The organism is Brucella sp. IR073 (assembly GCF_049065735.1).
GTDB lineage: Bacteria > Pseudomonadota > Alphaproteobacteria > Rhizobiales > Rhizobiaceae > Paramesorhizobium.
Genome location: NZ_JBAKHD010000009.1, coordinates 38533 through 62258, shown reverse-complemented (window position 1 = coordinate 62258; position 23726 = coordinate 38533). Strand labels below are relative to the sequence as shown.

Below are 23726 nucleotides of genomic sequence, written 5' to 3'. Positions count from 1 at the left end.
TAGGATAAGGCTGGCTTGGGAGGAGGAGGTGCCAGCCTTAAATCGCGCGGGTTTGGGAGGAGGTAAACCCTTGCGAAGCTCTATGTTGAGGACACCATAGAGCGGTAAACGCCAAATGAGAATGCACAATAGTGCATGGCAGCAATGTATCTAGTGCATTGCAGCATCTCAAATCAGCGCGCTTTCCTTCGGTTCCAGATCCGGAATGACGCTTTGGATATGGTTGATCTGCTCCACGCACCGTTCCCTTGGCAGGCGGCTGGCGACCGCCCATGCGAAGATGGCGAGCGAGAAGATCGTGAGCGCGACGATATCCCAGCCGAAGGGTATGCGCCCGGTTCCGCCAAACGTGCCGAAATAGGAGAACAGGGCTATTCCAACGAGGTATGGGAGGAGCCAGCGCGCCTCGCGGATATCGAGCGGCCCCGGGTCAAGCCAGCGAGCATGGATGACAAAAAGGACCAGCCCGAGAAGAAGCACCACGCCCAACTGCCAGATCGTATCCCATCCGCTCCAGTAAATGATCAGCGTCGACACTACGAACGCCACCGCGGCAATCAGCTTCACCGCTGGAAGGCGCAGGGGACGCCGCTGGTCGGGCAGAAGGGAACGCAGGGCAACCACGGCGATCGGCCCGACGATGAAGGAAAGGACGACCGAGCAGCTATTGAGCTGCACAATTTCCTGAAAGGGAAAGGCCATGAGGAATGCAGCGCCAATGACGAAATTCAAGAGAAGCGCCGACAGCGGGACGTCGCGCTTGGAAAGGCTTGCGAGGAATTTCGGGAAGAAACCGTTTCTTGCAAGAGCATAAGCCAGGCGCGCATTGGAGCCGGTCGAGACGAGGCCGTTGCCGAACGGGCCGACGATGGCGCCGGCATAGAGGATCGCGACCAGCCACATGAGCCCAAGAGAAGTGGCAATTGCCGCCAGCGGTCCGAGTCGGGCATTCATCGAAGCGCCATCCCAGCCATTGGCCAGCATCTCCTTCGGCAGTCCGCCGATAAAAGCCAATTGCAGCCCGGCATAAACCAGAAAACAGACGATCACCGAGAGGATGAGTGCCAGCGGGATGATGCGGCCGGGATTGCGCACTTCGCCGGCCATGTCGATGGCATGGCGAAAGCCGATATAGGAAAAGATGATGCCGCCGGTCGAAACGGCGGCAAAGATGCCATGCAGGCCGAAGGGTGAGAAGCCGCCCGCCGCGGTGAAATTCGTCGTGTCGAAACGTGACAGTAGAAGCGCGACGATGATGACCACGGGAATGGCGATCTTTATCCAGGTCAAAGTGGAATTGATCCGGATGAAAAATTGCACGCCTATGGCGTTGATAACAGTGAAAAGAGCAAGAAGCGCAACGGCCAGCGCCATAGTCGGCCCGTCGGAAAGGTTTCCGCTCATCCAGCTCACATGCGGCGCCAGATAGCGGAGCATCGCCGCCACTTCGATGGGCGCCGTGGTGTTGTAACCGATCCAGGCGCTCCATCCCATCGCCATCGCCACGACATTGCCATGGCTGAACTGAGGGACGCGGGCGATGCCGCCCGGCACCGGCAGCATGGCGGAAATCTCCGCGAAGGTAAGCGCGATCAGAAGAATGGCCACACCGCCAATGGCCCAGGCGATGATCGACGCAGGGCCGGCCTGCTGGCTTGTGAGGAGGGGGGCGAACAGCCAGCCTGAACCCAGCACGGCGCCCACCGCGACGAATGTCAGGCCGACCAGCCCGATTTCACGTTTCATATGACGAGTTTGTTTCACGAGTGTTCCAGACAATTTGTTTTTGTTGCTCGATATATCAGTATCGGGAAGTCAAGATTCCCGACTTGCGCTGTTTGCGCAACAAAACTTCCGGTGCATCCCCTTTTTGTGATTAAATTTCTCCGTTTCGTGAATACGGAATTCGCCGATTATTCGACATAATCATAGCGTTATATGTTTCATTGCTCGCTAATGCATAGTATATATTTTATATAGTTTGTACACTTTAACTTAGACTTCATAATATTGGCTCGGTTATCTTCCAAATGAGTGCGAGGATATCCACCTAGGGTCGACATTGTTGGAATGTAATCGTTCTAGAAACCGATCGTGGAAGCTCATGGTCCTGCGCAACATTCAGCGGATTTTACTGTCTGGTTCCTTGGCCATCGCCGGTGGAGCTGCCAGCCTGCCCGAAACGAGGCCATCTCCGGACGCGCCCGTTGCCGTCACGCATGCCCTGAGCACGGGTGGCTGGCTGGAAGCGTTGACGAAACTCGATTACGGCATCGCCGATTTCCGGCGCGGGATCGCAGACGGCAGCGTTTCGACGCTCTACGCGCGGCTGGTGAACGACCGGCAATCGCTGCAAACCTTGCAGACGCTGGTCAAGGACAAGGATATGGTGAAAGCCGCTTCAGATAATGTGTCCCGAACCATGTCGGCGATCCGGGCCTTCTATGCGGACTATATCCGGCAGCCCTGGCTGGGCGACGAGAGTGCCTACCGCTCGCCCGATGTGATCGTGATCCTGGGCGCCAACCAGCCGAGGCTGGATCAAAGGCTCGTCCATGCCCTGCCGATCATCCAGCGTTTCAAAGATGTTCCCGTCATTCTGTCCGGCGGCGGGCGCACCATCGCTTCAGAGGCGCAGACCATGCACGACTTTCTTGTCGGGCATGGCGTCGCCGGGGACCGGATGATCATGGAGCAGGATTCGCTCGATACGATCGGCAATGCGGTCTTCAGCGGCCTCGCCATGCGGAAGAAGGGGATGGAGGGCGGCAACGTGCTGCTCGTCACCTCCGATTTTCATGCGCCGCGCGCGCTTTTTCTGTTTCGCTCCGTCCTAGGTCCCCGGTTTCGCGTGGCAGTTTCTTCTGCTCCCTCGCCGGGTACGGATGTTGCGATGCGCATCGAGAGCGAATTGCAGCAGGAGGCGCTTGCCATTCAGGATGTGCTGCACTGGCCTTCCATTGCTGAAGAGCCGCCGATGCCGGTGGAAGGCGTATGCGGTGTTTTTTACCAGCTTCTGCTGCGGCACAAACTCTACGAGTCACGCTGGGACCTGGCGCGCCGCCATGCCGACGAGTGCAAGCTTCCGGAACAGGCCTTCACACCGGATGAATAAGGTCGGCGATCCCCACCCAGATCATCTGGATACCGATGCACAGAATGATAAAGGCGGCGAGGCGCAGGAGGACATTGGTTCCGTTCTCGCCCAGAACGCGCTTCAGAACATCGGCATTGGCGTAGGCAAGGTAAACCGTGGCGCATATCGCCAACAGCCCGGCGCATATGGACAGATCTTGAATGACGGCGCGGTCGAAATTGTGCAACATGTTGGAGCGCTGCGTGCCCAAGGCAATGGCGACGGCGATCGAGCCGGGGCCGAAGGTCATCGGCATGGTGATGGGATAGAAGGTCTTGGCGAGCGCGCCCTGGTCGGTCTTGCTGCTCTCTATTTCGCCGTCCGTTGAACCATCCCCGCTGTCGAGCAACCGCCAGCCCATGATGGAGATGACGATCCCGCCGGCGATGCGCACCGCCGGGAGACTGAGTCCGAAAAACTCCAGAATATGAGAGCCCGCCAGCACCGACACGCCCAGCAGCACGAAGCCGCTCACCGCGACGCGCCAGGCAATTTGATGGCGCACCTGCGAAGAACATCTGGCCGTCATGTCAAGGAAGATGAGCGCCGTTCCGAGCGGATTGACGATCGGAAACAGCGCTGCATAGGTGAGGAAGAAAGCGTGAATGGCGTCGTTCAAAGGAATCTCCACACGTCTGGATATATATATTCGTTATAAAAATGAAATTGTTATGTATCGTCTCCGACGCGTGCGGTATATTCTTTGAATGGCATTGTAGAATTTATTTTATATTTAAATTTTATGTTAAATATTACATGGGTTCCGGCCTTATTTTTGCCTCAACCTGGTTCGTTACATTAGATTACATTCCGTGATTATGGCGGGGAAATGGCCATCACATCGGTTGGCTTGCCCGGCAGGAGATGAATACCATGACCGAACCTCTGCCCAGACCTGACCCTTTCATGGCTCCCATCCTTCACCGCATGAGGGCGAAGCCAGAGATCAATATGGAAGATATCTCGCTTCGGGAAGCGCGCGACGGCTTTGCCGAGATGAATGCGCAGTGGAATGCGCCGCCAATTCCTGTCCGGACGGTTCAGAACCTCACCGTTCCGGGTGCCGTCGGCTCTCTCGACGCGCGCCTTTATTGCAATGTCGAAGACCGCCCGGTGCCTATTATCGTCTATGTGCATGGCGGTGGTTGGGTGGTAGGGTCTATCGACACGCATGACGATCTCCTCCGCCGGCTGGCGATTGCGAGCGGTGCGGCGGTGCTTGGCTTCGATTATCGCCTTGCGCCGGAACATCCGTTTCCCGCTCCGCTCGATGACGTGCGCGCGGTTGTCCGGTTCGTTGCCGAAGGGGGCCTCGGCAACGGCTTTGACGCGCAGCGCATCGCGCTTGCGGGAGAGTCGGCGGGAGCCAATCTTGCGCTCGCTGCCCTCCTCGACCAGCGGGACAATGGCAAGCGCACCGTCAAGACCGCGGCCCTCTATTTTGGCTGCTATGGGCTCGATTTCGGAAGTTTCAGCTACACCCATTTCGGCGATGGCTCATTCGGCCTTTCCTTGCCGATGATGCGCTGGTTCTGGGCGCAATATCTGGGCAAGGCCAGTATTGGCCCGCTCGCCGCGCCGCTGCAGGCAGATCTCGATGGCCTGCCAATGCTCTATCTCTGCGCGGCTGGTCTCGATCCGCTTCTCGACGATACGCTGACGCTCAGCCGGCGGCTTGCCGAAACCGGCGTTGCCCATAGGCTCGATTTTCATCCTGGCGTCGTTCATGGCTTCATTCAAATGGCTCGTGAACTGCCGGCCGCCACCGCCGCCATCGACGCCGGCGCGCGGTTCATGATGCAGGAACTTGGAGCGACATAAGGCTTCCAATAATTCTCTCGTAGTACTATAAGAAATATAGAATTTTACATTTAATACTATCGGATACTCCACAATGATTCGAGGTAATGAATTATTAATGGTGTTCTTTAAAGCGGAATACAGGCGCGAGTTTTACGTTCTGATGCCGGAAAACGAGCTTTAGCATCAGAGGCGTTGCCGTGAATTTTCGATTGCTCCTTTCGCTGGTCGCCGTCCTGCCGCTTGCGATGGCTGCTGCCCAGCCGCCATCGCAGCAGAAGCCGATGGTGCTGTCGACGCAAAACCCGCTGATCATGCTTGCCGCACCGCTCCCATCTCCCCACCGCAGGCGTTGCACCGGCGCCGTGCGCATCGTCGAAGCCGAGGCGGAGCGCCCGGTGATTGTCGTCAGCGAAATCCGCTGCCGGCGTTAAACCTTAGAGCATGATGCGATTAAGCCCGAGCGGGCATCACGCTCTAACTCTTTGTCTTGCCGCATAATCTTATCCGAAAAGTCTGCAACTTTTCGGGATCATGCTCTAGGCGCTTTCAATCTCGCGCCGATATCGTCCAGGACCGGCATGAAGGCCAGTGCCAGGAGAAGAGCGGCGAGAAACAAGGTCGCCGAGAAGCCCATCTGCTTGAAGCCCAACGCGCCCATAACGCCGCCGGTGAAAAAGAGGAAGACCAGCGAAACCAGTAGCCAGAGCTTCTCATGATCCGCCCTTACCGGCGGCTTCGACGTGTTCGCCGACCCGTTCCAATAAATCAGCTTGCCAAGCTCGATGCCCATGTCCGTCACGAGCCCGGTGACGTGCGTGGTGCGGATTCTCGTTGCCGACAATTTGGTGATGATGGCGTTCTGCAGGCCCATGATGAAACAGAGGAGCATCACGGTCATGGGGACGAACAATCCCTGATAGCGGGCGAGATGCCTGCCCAGGAGGCCGAAACAGATGAGAAGACCGGCTTCGAGGACGAGCGGAAAGGCATATTGGCTTTCGAGGTCGTGCCGGCGGCCCCAGTTGATGAGGATCGCCGATATGGCCGCGCCGGCGGTAAAGGAGAGAAGCGCGCCGAGGCCCGCCAGGAACACTGTCATGTCGCCCAGCGCCAGATGATCCGCCATCGTCGAGACGATGCCGGACATATGGGAGGTATATTGCTGGACAGCCAGAAACCCGCCGGCATTGGCCGCTCCGGCGATAAAGATGAGATAGCGGGCGAGATGCTGGTCGGTTTCGTCCGTCCGCTCCCTGCCCGCAAGCCTGCGCAGATAGACGATCACCAGCGTGACCTTTCGCGGAAAATGAAAAGAGAGAAAGGGCCGTCTCCGACCCTTAAGTATTATTATACGAAACCTTTGGTCAGTTCCAGCGCCTGGCGCTCGAAAAGCCGCCGGTAAACACCATCCTTGCGCCGGATGAGCGCGGCATGGTCGCCCTCCTCGATCACCCGGCCTCCGTCGAAGACGAGCAGCCGGTCGAGCGAGCGCACGGTGGAGAGCCGGTGCGCGATGACGAGCGTCGTGCGGCCCACCATCAGCCGTTCCATCGCTTCCTGGATCAGCACCTCCGATTCCGAATCAAGGCTCGATGTCGCCTCGTCGAAGATCAGGATCGGTGCGTCGGCCAGGAAGGCGCGGGCAATCGCGATACGCTGGCGCTCGCCGCCGGAAAGCTTGACGCCGCGCTCGCCGACCAGCGTCGCATAGCCTTTGGGAAGGCCCATGATGAAATCATGCGCGCTGGCAAGCTTCGCCGCCCGCTCGATCTCCCGCATGGATGCGCCCGGCTTTGCATAGGCTATGTTCTCCGCCAGCGAGCGATGGAACAGGATCGGCTCCTGCTGCACGATGGCGATCTGCGCGCGCAGGGAAGCCTGCTGAACCTGCGACACATCCTGCCCGTCGATGAGGATCCGGCCGTCCGTGACATCGTGGAGCCTCTGGATCAGCTTCACGAAGGTCGTCTTGCCCGAGCCGGAGTGGCCAACAAGGCCGACGCGCTGGCCTGCGGGGATCGACAGCGAGAAGTTCCGGTAAAGCGGCGTCGAATGGCCGCCATAAAGGAAGGTCACGTTCTCGAAATCGATGCGCCCTTCCCCGATGGCGATGGGAAGCGCGCCCGGACGGTCCTCGATGCCGAGAGGTTCGGCATGGATATCGACCAGCTCTTCCATTTCGTTGACCGAGCGCTGCAGATTGCGCACATGCATGCCGATATCGCGCAGATAGCCCTGCAGGATAAAGAAGGCCGTCAGCACGAAGGTGATGTCGCCCGCATTCGCGCGGCCCGCCGTCCAAAGAATGATGGCGAAGCCGATGATCGCGGCGCGCAGGACAAGCAATATCAGGCCCTGCGAGGTGCCGTTATATGTGCCGCGTATCCAGGTGCGGCGGGTACGGTGGCGCCATTTTTCGATGACCTTGGCCGTGCGGGTGTCCTCTCGTGCCTCCGCGCCGAAGGCTTTGACCACGGCGTTGCACGAGATGGCGTCGGCCAGCGTGCCGCCAAGCCGCGTGTCCCATGCATTCGCAAGGCTTGCTGCGGGAGCGACATATCCCAGGGACAGCGCGACGGTGAGGCCGATATAGAGGAGCGAGCCGATGGCGATGATGAGGCCCATCATCGGCCAATACCAGCCGAGCAGCAGCGTAGAGCCGACCAGCATGACCGCCGAAGGCAGAAGCGCCACCAGCAGGGTGTCGTTCAGGAGATCGAGCGCCCATATGCCGCGCGTGATCTTGCGCACGGTCGAGCCGGCAAAGCTGTTGGCGTGCCAGTCGGTCGAGAAGCGCTGCACGCGATGGAATGCGTCGGCCGCAATCTCGGACATCATCTTCAAGGTCAGTTCGATGATGCCGATAAAGGCGACATGGCGCATGAGCGTGGCGCCTGCCGAAAGGCCGAGCAGCATGAGGAAGGCGGTGATCGCCGCGTTCCATGCGGTTTCGTCGGTGGCTGCGCCGCGCGACACGGCATCGACCAGGCGTCCGGAATAGAGCGGCGTCAGGACATCCGCCACGGTGGCGACGAGCACCGCACCGATGATGAGAGCGAGCCGCCCCGGCTGACGCTGCCAATGGACGCGAAGGAAACGGAATACGGCGCGAAAAGCGCCGCCCGTAAGGGCATTGCGTAGAGAAGCCATGATATTTGCCGGATGCAGCCGCACCCGGTCCCGAAATCGAAAATGAGTAGAATAACGCCGCGAAGGAGGAAACCGTTCTCGACGGCGCACAACAATACCGGGCTTGCCTCGTTTGGAGGCGCCCGGGCGGCAGCCGTCCTGACGCTTTTACGCGGTGATCGGCCGGATTGGACCTAGCCGCGCATATGCTTCAAGCCGCTGCCTCGCTGAGAAGAACCGAATGCTGGCATTCTAGCCTCCTTGAGGACAGGGTGAGGGAATGAACTCAATAAATAAACAGAAAGCTTTTGCCAAGCCCCTCAAGTCTCGTTCAGCCGACGGCGTGGTCGAAGGGCAACATCTGCCGTTGAATGCCGAATATAAAAAGCCGAACGCGGCGAAGCGCGAGGGCTCCGCCGCGTTCGGCTCAATGATTATAACGATCAGCCCTGCTTTTTCAGCGCGTGGTTGCCGGGCGTCTCGATCAGTACCTGATCTCCATTCTTTGTGAGGGTAGCCCTTTTTAACTTGATCGTCGTATTGCCGCTCTTGATGACGACATTTCCGGCGACACGCATCTTGTTCGGATTCTTGCCTATCTTGATGGTATCCGCGTGCACCTGGAAATCACCGATGGTTTCGGTGGCGGCAAAGGCCACGCCGTTCAGAGCGAACAAAGCGACCGTTCCAGCAATAAGAAGCTTCTTCATGGGTCATACCTCCTATGGTAAAACCAGGACACGATATGACCTGTTTGTGTCCATCTTTGGCAGACAAAGTAAATTTCCAGTGATCGAGGAAGAATAGGGCAGCATCATGCATTGCCGCGAAGAAAGAAGCGATTTTCTTCTTCGGTGTTATCCTCGAATTCCTGCGGTTCTGCCAGCTCCGCCAAGCGTCTCTGCTCCTCCAGGGCGCATTGCAGCATGTCCTGGTTGATGATGTTCTTGGCCACGAGATAACTGCCGATCAGCCCGTCTCTCTCCGGAGAATATTTCATCATCGCCTTGTCGAAGGCCTGCTTGGAGATGAAGCCCTGCTCGACGATAAGATCGCCCAGCAGGGGTATGTCGGTGCCTAGAAGCGATTGCTGGCTCGTCACGTTGGCATTCGTGAGAAGGCGTAGGCCTGCGGTGATATCGCGGTCGCGCGCGATGAACTGCCGGGGTGTATACCCGAGCGCATCGCGGATCTGTTCCTGTGCGGTTTCAGACAAGGGCATGGCTGTCGCAAGACGCACTTTGCCTTCTTCTCCCGACGGCAGCGCCAAGACGCGCCAGCGCACACTGAGTTCGGTCGGGAAGAGCGCCTTTGCCGCGAGCACGTCGGCTTCGGTTACCGAGGTGAGATCGAGGTCGGACTGAAACGCAATCGCCTCGGCCAGCACTTCTTCTGCCAGCCACCCTTCCTGAACAAGGATGCGCCCAAAAGGAATGTGCCTTGCGCTTTGCTTTTCGAGTGCGGCCTGAACATGCTCCTCGTCGATGGCGCGCCACGACAGGAGAAGTTCACCAAGCTTGGCGCGCTCGAGAGGCACCCGGCTGGCATAAGAGGAGTCGGAGAGCACCCCATCCCAGACGAGTGGCGTGCCAAACAAAAGATGCGACAGATACTGCCTCCAGGCCCGCGCCAACGCCATCGCTCGCACGAAGTGGCCGATAACGGCGCGAGGGGCCGACAACAGTCCGTGCTGCCAGCCGAATGTGCTGCCGGTAAAATAAGCGCGCTGGGCAATGCGTAAAGCAAACCCAACTGCGTTCAATATAAAGAGAAAATCGATCCAGCGTCGCGAGACAAGGAGCGACAGCTCATTGTCGTTCAACAGCGTCCGCGTCTCGGCAAAATCGAACAGCGCGTATTGTACGCCGAAGAAATAGGCGAGGATCGCCAGGAAAACGGTTACGGCGATTTTGCGGTCGCGTAGAAGGAAATATCGCTCGGTGATCGTGCCGTGCCAGCCGTAAGCAGCCCAGCTTTGGAAGCAGATGCCGAGCGCCCATTGGGCCTTATGCCGGTACGAGGCGCGAAAGCTGTTGGGGAAATATTTGCGCACGCGAAGCGGCATGGTTGCGGTGGCCGTCTTTTCCGTGCCATGGCCGAACCAACTGGCGCGCTGCACACGGTACTGGACCGGAAGCCGCGCGAGCACGGGCCGCATCCCATGATCGGCAAGGCGCAGGCCGATGTCATAATCCGCTGTCAGCGTCTCCGTGTTGAAGGGCCGGTTGCCGGTCTCTTTCGAAAGCGTCATGAGCGCGCGGCGTGAAAAACAAGTACCTGTACCGGGCAGAGGTACCGTTTTGGTCAGGCTTTCGCGCACGAGCAAATCTTTGCCCTGCCATTCCGCGAACTCGTCCATATAAACGCCCGCCACCAGCTCGTGGCACTCGCGTTCCAGCGAGGCGACCGGAAGCTGGATCACGTCCTTGCGCGGCAGAAGATAATTGAAGAGCAGCAACTCCAGCGGATGCAGAATATCCTGACAATCGTGAAGCACGACGCCGGCAAAGTGGAGGCCATGCCGGGTTTCGTAATCGAAGATGGCCTGCACGATCCAGTTAAGGCAGTCGGCCTTACAGGTCGGTCCATCATGCGGCACCTCCACGCGCGTGATCCGTTCGTAGCGCTCGGCAAGGCGTTTGACCTCGCCGGTGGTTGCCATGTCGTTGCGATAAGTGCCGACGAAAATCCTGTAGCTCTGATAATCGAGCACTTTCAGCATGTTTTCCAGCATGGGCGCGGCGACGTCATATTCGAGCCAGGCAGGCACCATGATGGCGATGGGCTGTTCCGGCCGGTCGCGTAATTGTTCAGGCTTAAGCGGCTTGTGGCGGCGCTTGGCAGCCAGCCTTTCCCTCAGCTTCCTCGCCCAGAAACAGGCATCGACGAACAGATCGTCCATGCCTGAAACGATGAGAAGGCATGCCACGACGGCCGTGGCAAACCCCAGCCAGCGGTAATAGTCCGCTAGAAGATAAGATAAATCTGGGGACATCAGATTGCGAGCTCGCTCAGAACCGTTGTGCCGGTGCTTTTATAGAAGATCAGGAATTCGTGGTCCCGCATCGCCTCCCAACGGAAACTCGGAACTCGGGGCGTTGTTTGGTCAATCGACGGAACTTGCAAAATACTCAACTCTCTTCTGCTATCGACAGATAACTGGCGCATCGCGAGAGATGCGAACGCAATTCGCCTTCGGGGCCGTCTAAAGACAAATTAAATTTTGGAAAGAATTAGGCCGAAGGCAGGGTTTTTTGGCCTTATTGTGTTTCATAACGAAACATGTGTAGGTAATTCACTCGATTGTGTTTCCGCCAAACACTTTTATTTGATTTTTAATAATGTTCTTTTCCTCTAACTGCGTGGTTATACGAGCGTCACGGGCAATACTGCCCGTGACTGAAAATCAGGCCGGCCAAAAATGGAATTATACCTCGGCGGCCGGCGGCGAGGTAAGGCGGGTGGTCAGGATCTTGTCGATCCGGCGACCGTCCATGTCGACAATCTCGAAGCGCCATCCCCCATATTCGAAATAATCGCCGGCCTCAGGCAAGCGCCCTAGCTGGAAGAGCGCGAAGCCTGCGAGCGTGTGATAATCGCCATCCTCGGGTGGAACCATGCCCAGCCGCTGGAACGCGTCATAGGCGGGCATCATGCCGTCGATCAGCAGCGAGCCGTCCTCACGCTCGACGACGTCAGGCTCCTCGCCTTCCACATCCGGCAGGTCGCCGGCGATGGCTTCGAGAAGGTCGGTCTGGGTGACGATGCCTTCCAGGCTGCCATATTCGTCGATGACGATGGCGAGGCGCACCGGTGCGCTCTTGAACTGCTCGAGGACCCGGAAGACCGACATCGACTCATGCACGATGACAGGCTCGCGCATCACAGCCATGGGATCCAGCGGCTTGCCGTCCAGCACCATGTCGAGCAGGTCTTTCTTCAGGATCATGCCCAGCGGCTCGTTGATGTCGCCGCGGCCCACCAGCAATTGCTCATGATGACATTCGCGAATGGCACGCAGGATTTCCTCCTGGCTGTCATCGGCATCGATCCAATCCACCTCCATGCGCGGGGTCATGATGTCGCTGATCCGGCGGTCGCCGATATTGAAGACACGCTCCACCACTTCCTTCTGCGCCTGATGCAGAAGGCCTGCCTCCTGGCTGGCAGCAACGAGAAGCTTTAGTTCCTCCGGCGAATGCAGCGAGCCTTCGCCGGTCCCCGGCTGCAGCCCGACAAGCCGCAGCACCAGATTGCCGAGGCCGTTGAGCGAAATGATGGCGGGGCGCAGCAGGAATAGGAACCATTGCAGCGGACGCGACACCCAGAGCGCGGTTTCCTCGCTGCGCTGCAAGGCGAGGCTCTTGGGTGCAAGTTCGCCGAGCACGATATGCAGCGCGGTAATGATGATGAAGGAGATGGCCACCGCAATCGCATGGGAGCTGGCGACAGCCAGTGTTTGCGGCAGGACAAGATGCATCAGCGGCTCGACCAGATGGGCGAGCGCCGGCTCACCAACCCAGCCCAGCGCGAGCGATGAAATGGTGATGCCGAGCTGCGTTGCGGCAAGGTTGGCGTCAAGGTGGTCGACGGCGCGTTGCAGGACGGCTGCGTTCATCCGCTTGGCCGCGACGAGCTCCGCCACGCGGCTGCGGCGCACGGCAACCAGGGAAAATTCGGCCGCGACGAAGAATCCATTTGCAGCCACAAGGAAAAGAACAGCTATTATTCCAAGAATATCGGGCAGACTACTGCCATCGCCGCTAGGCATGTTTTCCTCATATGTTCATTGGCCGAAGGCCGCATCGGTCAGGTCCCGGGCTCTCACAGAAGTGCTGATAGCCCAGCATAAAGTAGACGTTATGCCGCCGCGCGTATAGAGGCGCACAGTGAAAAGCCTTTCGGAAGATTTATGTTGCACGAAAATTTGCAGGTTCGCTTGCCTGTTAGCTGGAGTGTCGGGTGACCAAGCTACATGGCAGGCGCACGATACCGGGCGCGATCTCTTCCCCGCGCGTCAGTTGCAGCATGGCAAGGCCTGCCCGGCGTCCAAGCTCCTTCAACTCCATGTCGATGGTGGTGAGGGGAGGGCGTGTCTGCCGGGCGATGACCTCCCAATTGTCGAAGCCGACGACGGAGATATCGCCGGGAACCGTGATGTTCCGGTCGCGTAGCGCATCGATGACGCCGCGGGCGATCTCGTCATTGCCGCAGAAGATGCCGTCCGGGCGGATGCCGCGCGCGAAGGCTATGTTTATCGCCTCGTGGCCCCATTCTTCCGACCACTCGCCGAACATCGGCTCCCATTCGCCGCAAGCGTCCGAATAGGCGATGGCGCGCACGCGGGCGGCGAGATAATCCTTCGGGCCTGTGATATGCAGGATACGGTTGCGCCTGCGGGCTTTCAGATGATCGATGGCGAGGCGCGCGCCCTGAGCATCATCAGGCACGAAGCTGACGCTGCGCGACGGCCCTTCGGCAAAGACGTAAACCACCGGAATGGGCAGGGTGAACAGCTCCGGCGGCGGCTTCAGGTCGAGCCGCGTCGCGGTGAAGATGATGCCGTCCACCTGCTTGTCGTTGAGCGCCTGCAGATGCAGCCGCGCCAGCCGCTCGTCATTGTTGGTGGCGCACAGAAACACCGAGACGCCGTGATCCACCAGCGCCTCCGACACGCCCGCGCCCATCGGCAGGGTCAGGCGGCCATAGGTGTCGTTGGTCAGCATGCCGATGGTGAGGCTGCGCTTGCGAAGCAAGCTCTGCGCCAGCGCATTGGGGCGGAAGCCGATTTCCTGCGCGATGCGGTTCACCTTCTCCCGCGTTTCGGCATTGACGCGGCCGACGCCGTTGAGAGCGTTCGAGGCGGTGGAAAGGCTCACGCCCGCCGCTTTGGCGACGTCGCGGAGCGTCCGTTTGCGGTGGAAGATCGGTTTCATGCTTCTTGGCTCTTTCGCTTGCAAAACGCTTTTATCAAACTAAATCAGCGCTGCAAAAAGGTTTTTTCACGCGAATGCGCACAAAATGTCGACAGCCGAAAAAATCTGAAATAGCGTTTTCATCGACCCCGCCGGGAGAGAGGGTGGGCGATAACAGAAAAGGGGAATGCGATGAGAAAATCATTCAATCGCTACGGCCTGGCGGCGCTCATGCTTGCCGCGTCCGTTTCCATGGCCAATGCGGAGGAGGCGACGCTGTGGGTGCGCACCTCGTCAGGCGCGGTGTTGCAGGGGCTGGCGGATTTATATAACGCCAAGCACGAGGACAAGATCACCGTTACCCAGATCACCGCCGAGCAGATGGTGCCGAAGCTGGGCGCGGCGATTGCCGGCGGCTCGCCCCCTGACGGAGCGGTGCTTGACCTGATCTACCTGCCGACTTTCGCAGCCAATGACGCGCTTGAGGATATCACCGACTTCGTCAAGGGGCTGCCTTACGCGGGCGCTCTGAGCCCGTCCCATATGCGGCTCGCCACCTATGAGGATAAGATCTACGCCGTTCCGGCGCTCCCCGACGCTTCGATCATCGCCTACAACACGGATCTCTTCGAGAAGGCGGGGCTCGATCCGAACAAGGCTCCGGCCTCGCTCGATGAGATTGCCGAGGATGCGAAGAAAATCCGCGCGCTGGGGCCGGATACCTATGGCTTCTATTTCGTCGCCAATTCCGGAAGCTGGCTCATCTACGATTTCCTGCCGCATATCTGGGCGGCGGGCGCGGATGTGCTGACCGAGGACGGCCGCAAGGCAACGGTCGATACACCTGCGATGCGCGAAACCATCGCTGCCTATCGCGACATGTGGAAGGCCGGCGCGATCCATCCCACCTCGCGCTCCGGCAATGGCAACAACGCCGTCGAGGCGTTCGCGTCGGGTAAGGTCGGCGTGCTGATGACCGGCTCCTACATCGTCAATCTGCTCACCACCAAATATCCGGACGTGAAGTTCAACGTCGCGCCGATCCCAGGGCCGAAGGGCGGGGAATCCAGCTTCGCTGGCGGCGACTCGCTCGCGCTCATCAAGGGCATCAGCGAGGAAAAGAAGAAGATCCTGCTCGATTTCGTGAATTTCTACATGCAGCCCGAGCAGCAGGTGTTCATCACCAAGGAAGCCGGCATGCCGCCGCGCACGGACCTTGCGGATCAGGCCTATGCCCAGTTCGATAAGCGCAACCTCGTCGCCTACGACGTGCTGGGCAAGGCGCGTACGCCCTACACTTTTTCCTCCGACGAACTGTTCGTCAGCCGCACCGGTCCGTTTCTGAATTTGATCCAGGGAGCGGTGTTCGGGGATGACGTCGATGGCGCGATAGCCAAGGCGCAGGACGAGTTCACGAAGATATTGGACAGGACGAATCCGTGAATTGGCACCCTCCCTCCCCCTTGCGGGGAGGGTGGCCCGAAGGGTCGGGTGGGGGTGGTGACGTTTCGCCACTGCCTCCAGCAAAAGCACCTTCGTCACCACCCCCATCCGCCCGCTGACGCGGGCACCTTCCCCGCAAGGGGGAAGGAGGCCGCGGAGCCCGCAACCGAAGGAGCGATACTTGGCCTCATCACCCAAAACGGACGAGCCCCATGGCTGGCTTGGCCTTGCCTTCATCGCGCCGAGCATGGTGTTCATATCAGGGCTGTTCGTCATCCCGCTGGGGATGACCCTTTGGATGAGCTTTTACCACTGGCCGCTTTTGGGCCGAAAAAAGTTCATCGGCCTTGAAAACTATGCCGAACTCGTGGGCGATGCGCAGCTCTGGCATTCGCTGGGCTTCACGCTGCTCTATACCGTTCTGGTAACGGCGGCGATCCTTGCCGTGGCATTTCCGCTGGCGCTGCTCGTGGATCGGCCGCTCAAAAGCGCCGGTTTCTTCCGCACCATCTATTTCATGCCTGTCGTGATCGGCTTCGGCGCTGCTTCCACCCTCTGGATGTGGCTGCTCAACCCGGATAGCGGCGTTTTCTCACGTTTGCTCCTGGGGCTCGGGCTGGTCGACGCCGCGCCGCGTCCGCTCGAAAGCTTCTGGCCGGCGCTGGCCGTCATCATCCTGATGGTGGTGTGGAAGACCGCCGGCTTCACCATGGTCATCCTGCTCACTGGCCTGCAAAGCATCCCGCAGGACGTGATCGAGGCGGCGAAGATCGACGGGGCGAGCGTGTTCAGCCGGTTCCGCCGCGTGACGCTGCCGCTGATGCGCAATTCGCTGCTGCTGGCGCTGGTGCTCAACATCACGTCGTCCATGCTCGCCTTCGACCAGTTCTTCATCATCACACAGGGCGGACCGGAGAACAGTACTATCTCGGCGGTGTTCTCGATCTATCTGGCGTCGTTCTCATCTTATCGGCTCGGCTATGGCTCGGCGCTTTCCTTCGCCCTGCTCGTCGTGCTGGTCGCCATCAGCTCGATCCAACTGAGCTTCATGCGTGAACGCCCGGAGGAAGGCCGATGAACAGTTTTTCCCCGCGCGAGCGGCTGGGTTATACCGCCTTCATTGCCGTCTCGCTGCTCTTCGCCATCTTCTTTCTGATGCCGATCGTCTGGTCGGTTGCCAATTCCTTCAAGCCTGCGGCGGAGGCGCTGTCCAATCCCGTGGCGCTGTTCTCCAAGGCCTTTTCGCTGGAAAATTACCGGCGGCTGGAGGATGTGGGCGCGGGCTGGTATGTCTATGCCACCAATTCCGTGCTGATCGCCCTCGGCACCATCGCGCTCACCGTGCTCATTTCCGTGCCTGCCGGCTACGGCTTCTCGAAATTCCGCTTTCCCGGCCAGTCGCTGATCTTCGTCATCGTCATGGCGACGATGATGATCCCGTTCCAGTCGATCCTGACGCCGCTGTTCCTGATCCTGAAATTCCTCGGGCTTCAGAACAATCTCTTCGGGCTGGTGCTGGTCTACACCACCTTCCAGTTGCCATTCTCCATCTTCATGATGCGCAATGCCTTCGACGCCATTCCCGGCGCACTGATCGAGGCCGCGCGCATCGACGGCGCGTCGCAGTGGACGCTGATCCGCCGCATCATGATGCCGCTGGCGCTGCCGGGCGTGGCGACCGTCGCCATGTTCGCTTTCCTGAATTCCTGGAACGAGTTCCTCGCGGCGCTGATCTTCCTCTCGGACCAGAACAAGTTCACGCTGCCGATCATGCTCGTCAATGTCTCCTCCGGCATCTACGGCATCATCGATTGGGGCGCGCTTCAGGCCGGTATCACGGTCACCATGGTGCCCTGCATCCTGCTCTTCCTCACGCTTCAACGCTACTACGTGCGCGGCCTTACCGCCGGCGCGGTGAAATAACGGAGTTCCCATGCATTCGTCCTTGAAAAAGGCCCCCGCCGGCCAGCCGCGTCCTTTCGAGCGCTTCGTGCCGGTCGATCATACCCGCGTGTCTTTTGATTCCGGCTTCTGGAAAAGCTGGGTCGAGACGGTGCGCGAGGTCACCATCCCCACCCAGCATCGGCGGCTGGAGGAAGAGGGCTTTCTGGAGGTGCTCGACTTCGGTAAGCCCGCCGGTCCGCTGGTGCGGCCGATCCAGCCGAGCGGGCTGTCGATGCAGCATTTCTTCGATTCCGATTTCGGCAAATGGATCGAGGCGGCGAGCTATACGCTGAAGAACCATCCCAACCCCGATATCGAAGCGAAGATCGACGCCATCGTCGAGAAGCTGGAACAGGGGCAGATGGCGGATGGCTATCTCAACAGTTGGTTCATCCGCCGCGAGCCGGAGAAGCGCTGGACGAATTTGCGCGATCTCCACGAGATGTATTCGATGGGCCATCTGCTGGAGGGCGCGGTCGCTTACTTCGAGGCGACCGGCAAGCGCCGTTTCCTCGACGTGATGATCCGCGCCGTCGACCACATCATCGACACTTTCGGCACCGAGCCGGGCAAATTGCGCGGCTATGATGCGCATGAGGAAATCGAGCTGGCGCTGGTCAAGCTCTACCGCGTGACCGGCGATATCAGGCACCTGAAGCTCGCCACCTATTTCATCGACGAGCGCGGGCAGATGCCCTCGTATTACGATGAGGAGGCGCGGCGGCGCGGTGAGGACCCCGCCGATTATGTCTACCAGACCTATGCCTATAGCCAGGCGCACATGCCGGTGCGCGAGCAGACGCAGGTGGTGGGCCACGCGGTCCGCGCCATGTATCTCTTCTCGGCCATGGCCGATCTCGCCTATGAAAATGACGATCCTTCCTTAAAAGCCGCCTGCGACCGGCTGTTCGACAATCTGACCGGGCGGCAGCTTTATGTCACCGGCGGGCTTGGGCCCTCGGCGTCGAACGAGGGCTTCACCCGCGAATACGACCTGCCGAACCAGACGGCCTATGCCGAAACCTGCGCTGCCGTGGCGCTGGGTTTCTGGGGCCATCGCATGGCGCAGATCGACCTCGACGGCAAGTTCACTGATGCGCTGGAGACGGTACTCTATAACGGGGCGCTGTCAGGCATTGCGCGCGACGGCGAGCATTACTTCTACGAAAACGTGCTGGAGAGCCATGGGCAGAACAGGCGCTGGAAATGGCACTACTGCCCCTGCTGCCCGACCAATATCGCCCGTTTCATCACCTCGCTCGGGCAATATTTCTATTCCGTGAAGGGTGATGAAATCGCGGTTCATCTCTATGGCGGCAATGTCGCGGAGCTGGAAGCGGGCAGTCATTTCCTGCGGCTTAGGCAGGAGACGGCCTATCCTTGGGATGGCGATGTGCGGCTTGCCGTGGGCCTCGCCGCCCCCGCTACGCTCACCTTCCGCCTGCGCATTCCCGGCTGGTGCGAGGCGGCGCGGATTGTCGTCAATGGCGAGGAGATCACCGCCCCGGTCGAGAAGGGATATGCCGCGATCACGCGCGAATGGCGGGACTACGATGAAATCCGCCTTTCCTTCGTTATGCCGGTGGAGCGGCTTTATGCGCACCCGGCGGTTGGCGAAGACGCGCACCGGGTCGCCTTCAAGCGCGGGCCGATGGTCTATTGTGTCGAGGAAACCGATATCGGCACCGAGCCGCAACGCTTGCGTATTCCCCGCGACACGGTGCTCAAACCGCGCTTCGACGAAACTCTGCTAGGCGGCGCCGTGGTGCTGGAGGGCGAGGCGCTCGAAGCCGATGCCAGCGGCTGGGAAGGCACGCTCTACCGCAAGGAGCCGCCCGCGCTGAAACCGAGGCCGATCAAGGCCATCCCCTACCACCTTTGGGCCAATCGCGAGGCGGGCGCGATGCAGGTCTGGCTGACGGAGGAATAGCGATGGCAACGCTGCAGCTCAAAAATGTCACTAAGTCCTATGGTCTGTATGAAGCCGTGCGCGGCATCAGCCTCGACATCAGGGACAAGGAATTCGTCGTCTTCGTCGGCCCATCCGGCTGCGGTAAATCGACGACGCTCAGGATGATCGCCGGCCTTGAGCACATCTCGGGCGGCGAGATCGTCATCGGCGATCAGGTGGTGAACCGGCTCGGGCCGGGCAAGCGCGACATCGCCATGGTGTTCCAGAACTATGCGCTCTATCCGCATATGACGGTGCGCGAGAACATCGCCTTCTGCCTGGAGCAGCAGAAGCTGGAGAAGCCGGAAATCGAAAAGCGCGTCACCTCGGCGGCGGAAACGCTGCATATCACCGAATTGCTCGACCGGCGGCCGGGCCAGCTTTCTGGCGGCCAGCGCCAGCGCGTCGCCATGGGCCGCGCCATCGTCCGCAATCCGAAAGTGTTCCTGTTCGATGAGCCGCTGTCGAACCTCGACGCCAAGCTGCGGGTGAAGATGCGCACCGAGATCAAACGGCTGCATCAGATGCTGCCGACGACGACCGTCTATGTTACGCACGATCAGGTGGAAGCCATGACCATGGCCGACCGGGTGGTGGTGATGAACAAGGGGCTGATCGAGCAGATGGGCGAGCCGCAGGAGCTCTATCTGCATCCAAGGAGCAAGTTCGTCGCCGGTTTCATCGGCTCGCCGTCGATGAATTTCCTCCCGGCGCGGCTGGAGGCGGAGGGTGGCGCACTGTTCGTGGTGCTGGAAGATGGCACACGCCTCGCGGTGCCGCCAGCAAAAGCTGCGGCCTATCGCTCCCATGTGGGCAAGGAAATCGTCTTCGGCATCCGGCCGGAGGCAATTTCCGCCCGGCAGGATCGACAGGGCTGGGAGCCGTTCGATGCTGCAGCCGATCTGGTGGAGCCGCTGGGCGCAACGACCATGGTTTATTTCAACGTCGGCAAGTCGGCGATCTGCGCTAGCATCGACCCCGAAACGGCACCGAAGGCAGGCGCAACCGTGCCGCTGTCGGTCAATATGAACCAGATGCATGTGTTTGACAGGGAGAGCGAGCTTTCTCTTGCTTGACACGCGCACGCTTCGGTCTTAGCACTATGATGTCAGACCAATTTTAAAGACAATTCGGGAACGGGTCTGGCAGGTGCATTTGCCCGTGAGGGTGCGAGGACAGGGGTCCCCGAATGGGAGAGGGCAAGCTTGCGATGGCGCCGCTGCCGCCGGTTGACCGAACCGGACAGGTCACGGAAGCGCTCGCCAGCTATATCCAATCTGCGCGGCTACAGGCCGGGAACCGCCTTCCTGCCGAGCGCGAGCTTATGACCGCGCTGGGTGTCGGGCGCTCCACCATTCGCGAAGCGATCCGGCATTTTCAGGCACTGGGCGTCATCGAAACGCGCAAGGGCAGCGGCACCTATCTGCTGAAGCCCGTATCGGCCGCAACCATCCATATGCCGCTTTCCTTCGACCCGGCGCAATTGCGCGATGCCCTCCTGCAAACGCTGGAAGTGCGGCGCGGCATCGAAGTGGAAGCCAGCATGGTCGCTGCCCGCAGGCGCACCGCCGAAGACCTCGTGGTCATCGAGGAGAAGCTTGTCGAGATGGAGCGCGTGCATCTGGCCAAGGGCACGTCCGGGCCGGAAGATTTGGCGTTCCACCTCGCCGTCTACGATGCCACCCATAACCCGCTGTTCCGGCAGTTGCTGGAGCAGATGCGCGACGCCTTCTTCCGCTTCTGGAGCGAGCCTTTCGACCGGGCCGATTTTGCGCGGCGCACCTTTCCGTTCCACCGCACGCTCTTCAACGCCATCGTGGCCCAGGACACCGAAGCCGCACGGCGCGAGACGCTTAAAATCCTCGATATCGTCGAGGAAGACATCAAGGAAATGTCCAAATGATTGACGGGATGGACCCGCTCGATTTCGCCGCGCTGACCGTGGCCCATGACGAGGCGAATGCTTTCGACGCGGTGGTGCCGCCGATCGTGCAGACCTCGCTTTTCACCTTCCCGAGCTATGACGACATGGTCGCCTCTTACAGGGGCGAGAAGGTGCGGCCGATCTATACGCGCGGCCTGAACCCGACCGTGCGTGCCTTCGAGGACATGCTGGCGAAGCTGGAAGGCGGCGAGGACGCGCTGGGCTTTGCAAGCGGCATGGCGGCGATTTCGGCAAGCGTGCTGGCCTTTGTCGAGCCGGGCGATCGAATTGTCGCGGTACGTCATGTCTATCCCGACGCCTTCCGCCTGTTCGGCACGATTTGCAAGCGGATGCGCATCGAGGTCGAATATGTCGATGGCCGCGACGAGGAGGCGGTGGCGCGGGCACTGCCGGGCGCCAAGCTCTTCTATATGGAAAGCCCGACAAGCTGGACGATGGAGGCGCATGATGTCGGCGCGCTGGCGGCGATTGCAAAGCGTCACGGCGTCATGAGCATCATCGACAACAGCTGGGCGAGCCCGGTCTTCCAGCGGCCTTTGTCTCTCGGCGTCGATCTGGTGGTGCATTCGGCCTCGAAATATCTGGGCGGCCACAGCGATGTGGTGGCCGGTGTGGTGACCGGCGCGAAGGCGCTCATCGATCGGATACGCGGCGAAACCTATCCCTATCTCGGCGGCAAGCTCTCGCCCTTCGATGCCTGGCTGCTGGTGCGCGGCATGCGGACGCTGCCCGCGCGCATGAAGGCGCATGAGGCTTCGGCGCTGGAGATCGCCAAACGGCTGCAGGCGTTGGAACAGGTGGAAACCGTCTGCCATCCGGCCCTTGCCAACCGCCTGCCGGCGGGGCTGACGGGGACATCGGGGCTGTTCTCGGTCATTTTCCGCGAGGGCGTGAATATCCGCGCCCTCTGCAATCATCTTGACCTCTTCAAGCTCGGCGTGAGCTGGGGCGGGCATGAAAGCCTGATCGTGCCGGGCGAAGTGGTGCTGCAGCAGCGTGCCCAGCCCAACTCCGCCCATACATTCGGCATCGACCCGCGCTCCGTGCGCCTCCATGTCGGGTTGGAAGGCACCGAAGCGCTCTGGAAGGATCTGGAGGCGGCAATCGCCGTATCGACTGCATGAAGTAGACGACGACTATCAACTAAGGGGAACGAAAACATGAAAAAACTGATCGCAACCGCATTCGCCGCCATGCTGATGAGCGGCACGGCCCTGGCCGATACCACGCTGAAGCTCGTGGAGGTCATCACCAGTCCGGAGCGCACCGAGACGCTGAAATCCATCGTCGGCAAGTTCGAAGCGGCCAATCCCGGCACCAAGGTGGAAATCATCTCGCTGCCCTGGGGCGAATCCTTCCAGAAATTCGCGACCATGGTTTCGGCGGGCGAAATCCCCGACGTGATGGAAATGCCGGATACCTGGATTTCCCTCTATGCCAACAATGGCATGCTGGAGAGCCTCGAGCCATATCTGAAGGAGTGGCCGGTGACGCCAGACCTCACCGACCGTGCGCTGGAACTGGGCCGCAGCGTTAACAACACCGCCTATACGCTTCCCTACGGCTTCTATCTCAACGCCATGTTCTACAATAAGAAACTTCTCTCCGAGGCGGGCGTCTCCGAGCCGCCGAAGACCATGGACGAATTCGTCGAGGCCTCGAAGAAGATCGCGGCCCTGCCCGGCAAATTCGGCTATTGCCTGCGCGGCGGGGCGGGCGGGCTCAACAGCTGGGTGATCTTTGGCGCGTCGATGGCCGGCTCGAACAAATTCTTCAACGAGGACGGCACCTCGACTATGAACAGCGATGGCTGGAAGAAGGGCATCGCCTGGGTCGTCGATCTTTACAAGAACGGGCTCGCACCGAAGGACAGCGTCAACTGGGGCTTCAACGAAACCGTAGCCGGCTTCTATAGCGGCACCTGCGCCTTTCTCAATCAGGACCCGGATGCGCTGATCGCCATTGCCGAGCGCATGAAGCCCGAGGATTTCGGCGTTGCCGTCATGCCGAAGGGGCCTGACGGCAAGACCTTCCCCACCATCGGTTTCGCCGGCTGGTCTATGATGGCTGCGTCGAAGAATAAGGACCTTGCCTGGAAGCTGATCGCGACTTTGGAAGGTCCCGAAGGCAATATCGAGTGGAACAAGCGCGTCGGCACCCTGCCAGTGCTGAAATCGGCTGAGAACGATCCATTCTACAAGACGCCGCAGTTCAAGGGCTGGTTCGAGGAACTGGCGGACAAGGATGTCGTCCCGACCGTCATGCCGACCTATCTGGAAGAGTTCGCCTATTTCAAGGATTCGCTGGTAATCACCACGTCGCAGAAGGCGCTGCTCGGCGAAATCACGCCGGATGAGCTGGCGGACCAGTGGGCGGAGTATTTGACCAAGGCCCAGCAGAAGTTTTTGGCGAAGAAGTAGGTTCGCGCCCCTCCCTCCCCCTTGCGGGGAGGGTGGCCCG

The 23726-nt window shown here is 59.9% G+C and carries 18 protein-coding genes and 1 pseudogene; 11 read left to right on the top strand and 8 right to left on the bottom strand.

Annotated features, from left to right (window positions below):
- Window positions 1–168: 168 nt before the first annotated feature.
- The gene (locus tag ACOWVG_RS16930) at window positions 169–1746 is read right to left on the bottom strand and encodes an APC family permease (protein WP_420963504.1); all 1578 of its coding nucleotides are present in this window, start codon (window positions 1744–1746) and stop codon (window positions 169–171) included.
- Between the two features lie 358 nt (window positions 1747–2104).
- On the opposite strand from ACOWVG_RS16930, the gene ACOWVG_RS16925 reads away from it, so the two are divergent.
- Window positions 2105–3115, top strand: a complete 1011-nt coding sequence (locus ACOWVG_RS16925; RefSeq protein ID WP_420963503.1) for a YdcF family protein — start codon at window positions 2105–2107, stop codon at window positions 3113–3115.
- On the opposite strand, the gene ACOWVG_RS16920 is transcribed toward ACOWVG_RS16925, so the two are convergent.
- Window positions 3099–3755, bottom strand: a complete 657-nt coding sequence (locus tag ACOWVG_RS16920; RefSeq protein ID WP_420963502.1) for a MarC family protein — start codon at window positions 3753–3755, stop codon at window positions 3099–3101. The genes ACOWVG_RS16925 and ACOWVG_RS16920 overlap by 17 nt on opposite strands.
- A 254-nt stretch (window positions 3756–4009) precedes the next feature.
- Between ACOWVG_RS16920 and ACOWVG_RS16915 the strand changes: the two genes are divergently transcribed.
- Together ACOWVG_RS16915 and ACOWVG_RS16910 are read left to right on the top strand one after the other, a co-directional pair.
- On the top strand, window positions 4010–4957 hold the full coding sequence (locus tag ACOWVG_RS16915) for an alpha/beta hydrolase (RefSeq protein WP_420963501.1): 948 nt from the start codon (window positions 4010–4012) through the stop codon (window positions 4955–4957).
- 179 nt (window positions 4958–5136) lie between these two features.
- Window positions 5137–5370, top strand: a complete 234-nt coding sequence (locus ACOWVG_RS16910) for a hypothetical protein (RefSeq protein WP_420963500.1) — start codon at window positions 5137–5139, stop codon at window positions 5368–5370.
- 116 nt (window positions 5371–5486) lie between these two features.
- On the opposite strand, the pseudogene ACOWVG_RS16905 reads toward ACOWVG_RS16910, so the two are convergent.
- The 6 genes and pseudogenes from ACOWVG_RS16905 to ACOWVG_RS16880 form a co-directional block, all read right to left on the bottom strand.
- A pseudogene (locus tag ACOWVG_RS16905) lies at window positions 5487–6227 on the bottom strand (YoaK family protein); the annotation flags it as partial.
- A gap of 59 nt (window positions 6228–6286) precedes the next feature.
- On the bottom strand, window positions 6287–8089 hold the full coding sequence (locus ACOWVG_RS16900) for an ABC transporter ATP-binding protein (RefSeq protein ID WP_420963499.1): 1803 nt from the start codon (window positions 8087–8089) through the stop codon (window positions 6287–6289).
- A gap of 422 nt (window positions 8090–8511) precedes the next feature.
- A complete protein-coding gene (locus tag ACOWVG_RS16895; protein WP_420963498.1) occupies window positions 8512–8778 on the bottom strand; it encodes a hypothetical protein in 267 nt (88 codons plus the stop codon).
- A 104-nt stretch (window positions 8779–8882) separates the two neighbouring features.
- Complete coding sequence (locus tag ACOWVG_RS16890; protein ID WP_420963497.1) at window positions 8883–11063, bottom strand: glycosyl transferase family protein; 2181 nt, start codon at window positions 11061–11063, stop codon at window positions 8883–8885.
- Window positions 11064–11495: 432 nt separating this feature from the next.
- A complete protein-coding gene (locus ACOWVG_RS16885; protein ID WP_420963496.1) occupies window positions 11496–12839 on the bottom strand; it encodes a hemolysin family protein in 1344 nt (447 codons plus the stop codon).
- Between the two features lie 175 nt (window positions 12840–13014).
- Entirely contained in the window at window positions 13015–14004 is a 990-nt protein-coding gene (locus ACOWVG_RS16880) for a LacI family DNA-binding transcriptional regulator (protein WP_420963495.1), read from the bottom strand.
- 171 nt (window positions 14005–14175) lie between these two features.
- Here ACOWVG_RS16880 and ACOWVG_RS16875 point away from each other — a divergent pair, with 171 nt between their 5' ends.
- From ACOWVG_RS16875 to ACOWVG_RS16840, 8 genes are all read left to right on the top strand, one after another.
- Window positions 14176–15426: an ABC transporter substrate-binding protein gene (locus tag ACOWVG_RS16875; RefSeq protein ID WP_420963494.1), complete on the top strand. Its 1251-nt coding sequence runs from the start codon at window positions 14176–14178 to the stop codon at window positions 15424–15426.
- A 181-nt stretch (window positions 15427–15607) separates the two neighbouring features.
- A complete protein-coding gene (locus tag ACOWVG_RS16870) occupies window positions 15608–16504 on the top strand; it encodes a carbohydrate ABC transporter permease (protein ID WP_420963493.1) in 897 nt (298 codons plus the stop codon).
- Window positions 16501–17349 carry a carbohydrate ABC transporter permease gene (locus ACOWVG_RS16865; protein ID WP_420963492.1) on the top strand — a complete coding sequence of 283 codons (849 nt, stop codon included), beginning with the start codon at window positions 16501–16503 and terminating at the stop codon, window positions 17347–17349. The genes ACOWVG_RS16870 and ACOWVG_RS16865 overlap by 4 nt, the downstream gene beginning before the upstream one ends.
- Window positions 17350–17359: 10 nt before the next feature.
- Window positions 17360–19300 (top strand): glycoside hydrolase family 127 protein, encoded by a 1941-nt coding sequence (locus ACOWVG_RS16860; RefSeq protein ID WP_420963491.1) that lies wholly within the window; start codon window positions 17360–17362, stop codon window positions 19298–19300.
- Window positions 19301–19302: 2 nt separating this feature from the next.
- Window positions 19303–20397 (top strand): ABC transporter ATP-binding protein, encoded by a 1095-nt coding sequence (locus ACOWVG_RS16855; RefSeq protein ID WP_420963490.1) that lies wholly within the window; start codon window positions 19303–19305, stop codon window positions 20395–20397.
- 113 nt (window positions 20398–20510) lie between these two features.
- Window positions 20511–21224: a FadR/GntR family transcriptional regulator gene (locus ACOWVG_RS16850; RefSeq protein WP_420963489.1), complete on the top strand. Its 714-nt coding sequence runs from the start codon at window positions 20511–20513 to the stop codon at window positions 21222–21224.
- Entirely contained in the window at window positions 21221–22390 is a 1170-nt protein-coding gene (locus ACOWVG_RS16845; protein WP_420963488.1) for a PLP-dependent transferase, read from the top strand. The genes ACOWVG_RS16850 and ACOWVG_RS16845 overlap by 4 nt, the downstream gene beginning before the upstream one ends.
- 36 nt (window positions 22391–22426) lie before the next feature.
- The gene (locus ACOWVG_RS16840) at window positions 22427–23686 is read left to right on the top strand and encodes an ABC transporter substrate-binding protein (RefSeq protein WP_420963487.1); all 1260 of its coding nucleotides are present in this window, start codon (window positions 22427–22429) and stop codon (window positions 23684–23686) included.
- Window positions 23687–23726: the final 40 nt, after the last annotated feature.

What these genes read in the sequence shown, in the direction of transcription:
- ACOWVG_RS16930 (WP_420963504.1), bottom strand. Translation starts at nt 1,746, where the DNA reads ATGAAACGTGAAATCGGGCTGGTCGGCCTGACATTCGTCGCGGTGGGC.
- ACOWVG_RS16925 (WP_420963503.1), top strand. Translation starts at nt 2,105, where the DNA reads ATGGTCCTGCGCAACATTCAGCGGATTTTACTGTCTGGTTCCTTGGCC.
- ACOWVG_RS16915 (WP_420963501.1), top strand. Translation starts at nt 4,010, where the DNA reads ATGACCGAACCTCTGCCCAGACCTGACCCTTTCATGGCTCCCATCCTT.
- ACOWVG_RS16900 (WP_420963499.1), bottom strand. Translation starts at nt 8,089, where the DNA reads ATGGCTTCTCTACGCAATGCCCTTACGGGCGGCGCTTTTCGCGCCGTA.
- ACOWVG_RS16895 (WP_420963498.1), bottom strand. Translation starts at nt 8,778, where the DNA reads ATGAAGAAGCTTCTTATTGCTGGAACGGTCGCTTTGTTCGCTCTGAAC.
- ACOWVG_RS16890 (WP_420963497.1), bottom strand. Translation starts at nt 11,063, where the DNA reads ATGTCCCCAGATTTATCTTATCTTCTAGCGGACTATTACCGCTGGCTG.
- ACOWVG_RS16885 (WP_420963496.1), bottom strand. Translation starts at nt 12,839, where the DNA reads ATGCCTAGCGGCGATGGCAGTAGTCTGCCCGATATTCTTGGAATAATA.
- ACOWVG_RS16880 (WP_420963495.1), bottom strand. Translation starts at nt 14,004, where the DNA reads ATGAAACCGATCTTCCACCGCAAACGGACGCTCCGCGACGTCGCCAAA.
- ACOWVG_RS16875 (WP_420963494.1), top strand. Translation starts at nt 14,176, where the DNA reads ATGAGAAAATCATTCAATCGCTACGGCCTGGCGGCGCTCATGCTTGCC.
- ACOWVG_RS16865 (WP_420963492.1), top strand. Translation starts at nt 16,501, where the DNA reads ATGAACAGTTTTTCCCCGCGCGAGCGGCTGGGTTATACCGCCTTCATT.
- ACOWVG_RS16860 (WP_420963491.1), top strand. Translation starts at nt 17,360, where the DNA reads ATGCATTCGTCCTTGAAAAAGGCCCCCGCCGGCCAGCCGCGTCCTTTC.
- ACOWVG_RS16855 (WP_420963490.1), top strand. Translation starts at nt 19,303, where the DNA reads ATGGCAACGCTGCAGCTCAAAAATGTCACTAAGTCCTATGGTCTGTAT.
- ACOWVG_RS16850 (WP_420963489.1), top strand. Translation starts at nt 20,511, where the DNA reads ATGGGAGAGGGCAAGCTTGCGATGGCGCCGCTGCCGCCGGTTGACCGA.
- ACOWVG_RS16845 (WP_420963488.1), top strand. Translation starts at nt 21,221, where the DNA reads ATGATTGACGGGATGGACCCGCTCGATTTCGCCGCGCTGACCGTGGCC.
- ACOWVG_RS16840 (WP_420963487.1), top strand. Translation starts at nt 22,427, where the DNA reads ATGAAAAAACTGATCGCAACCGCATTCGCCGCCATGCTGATGAGCGGC.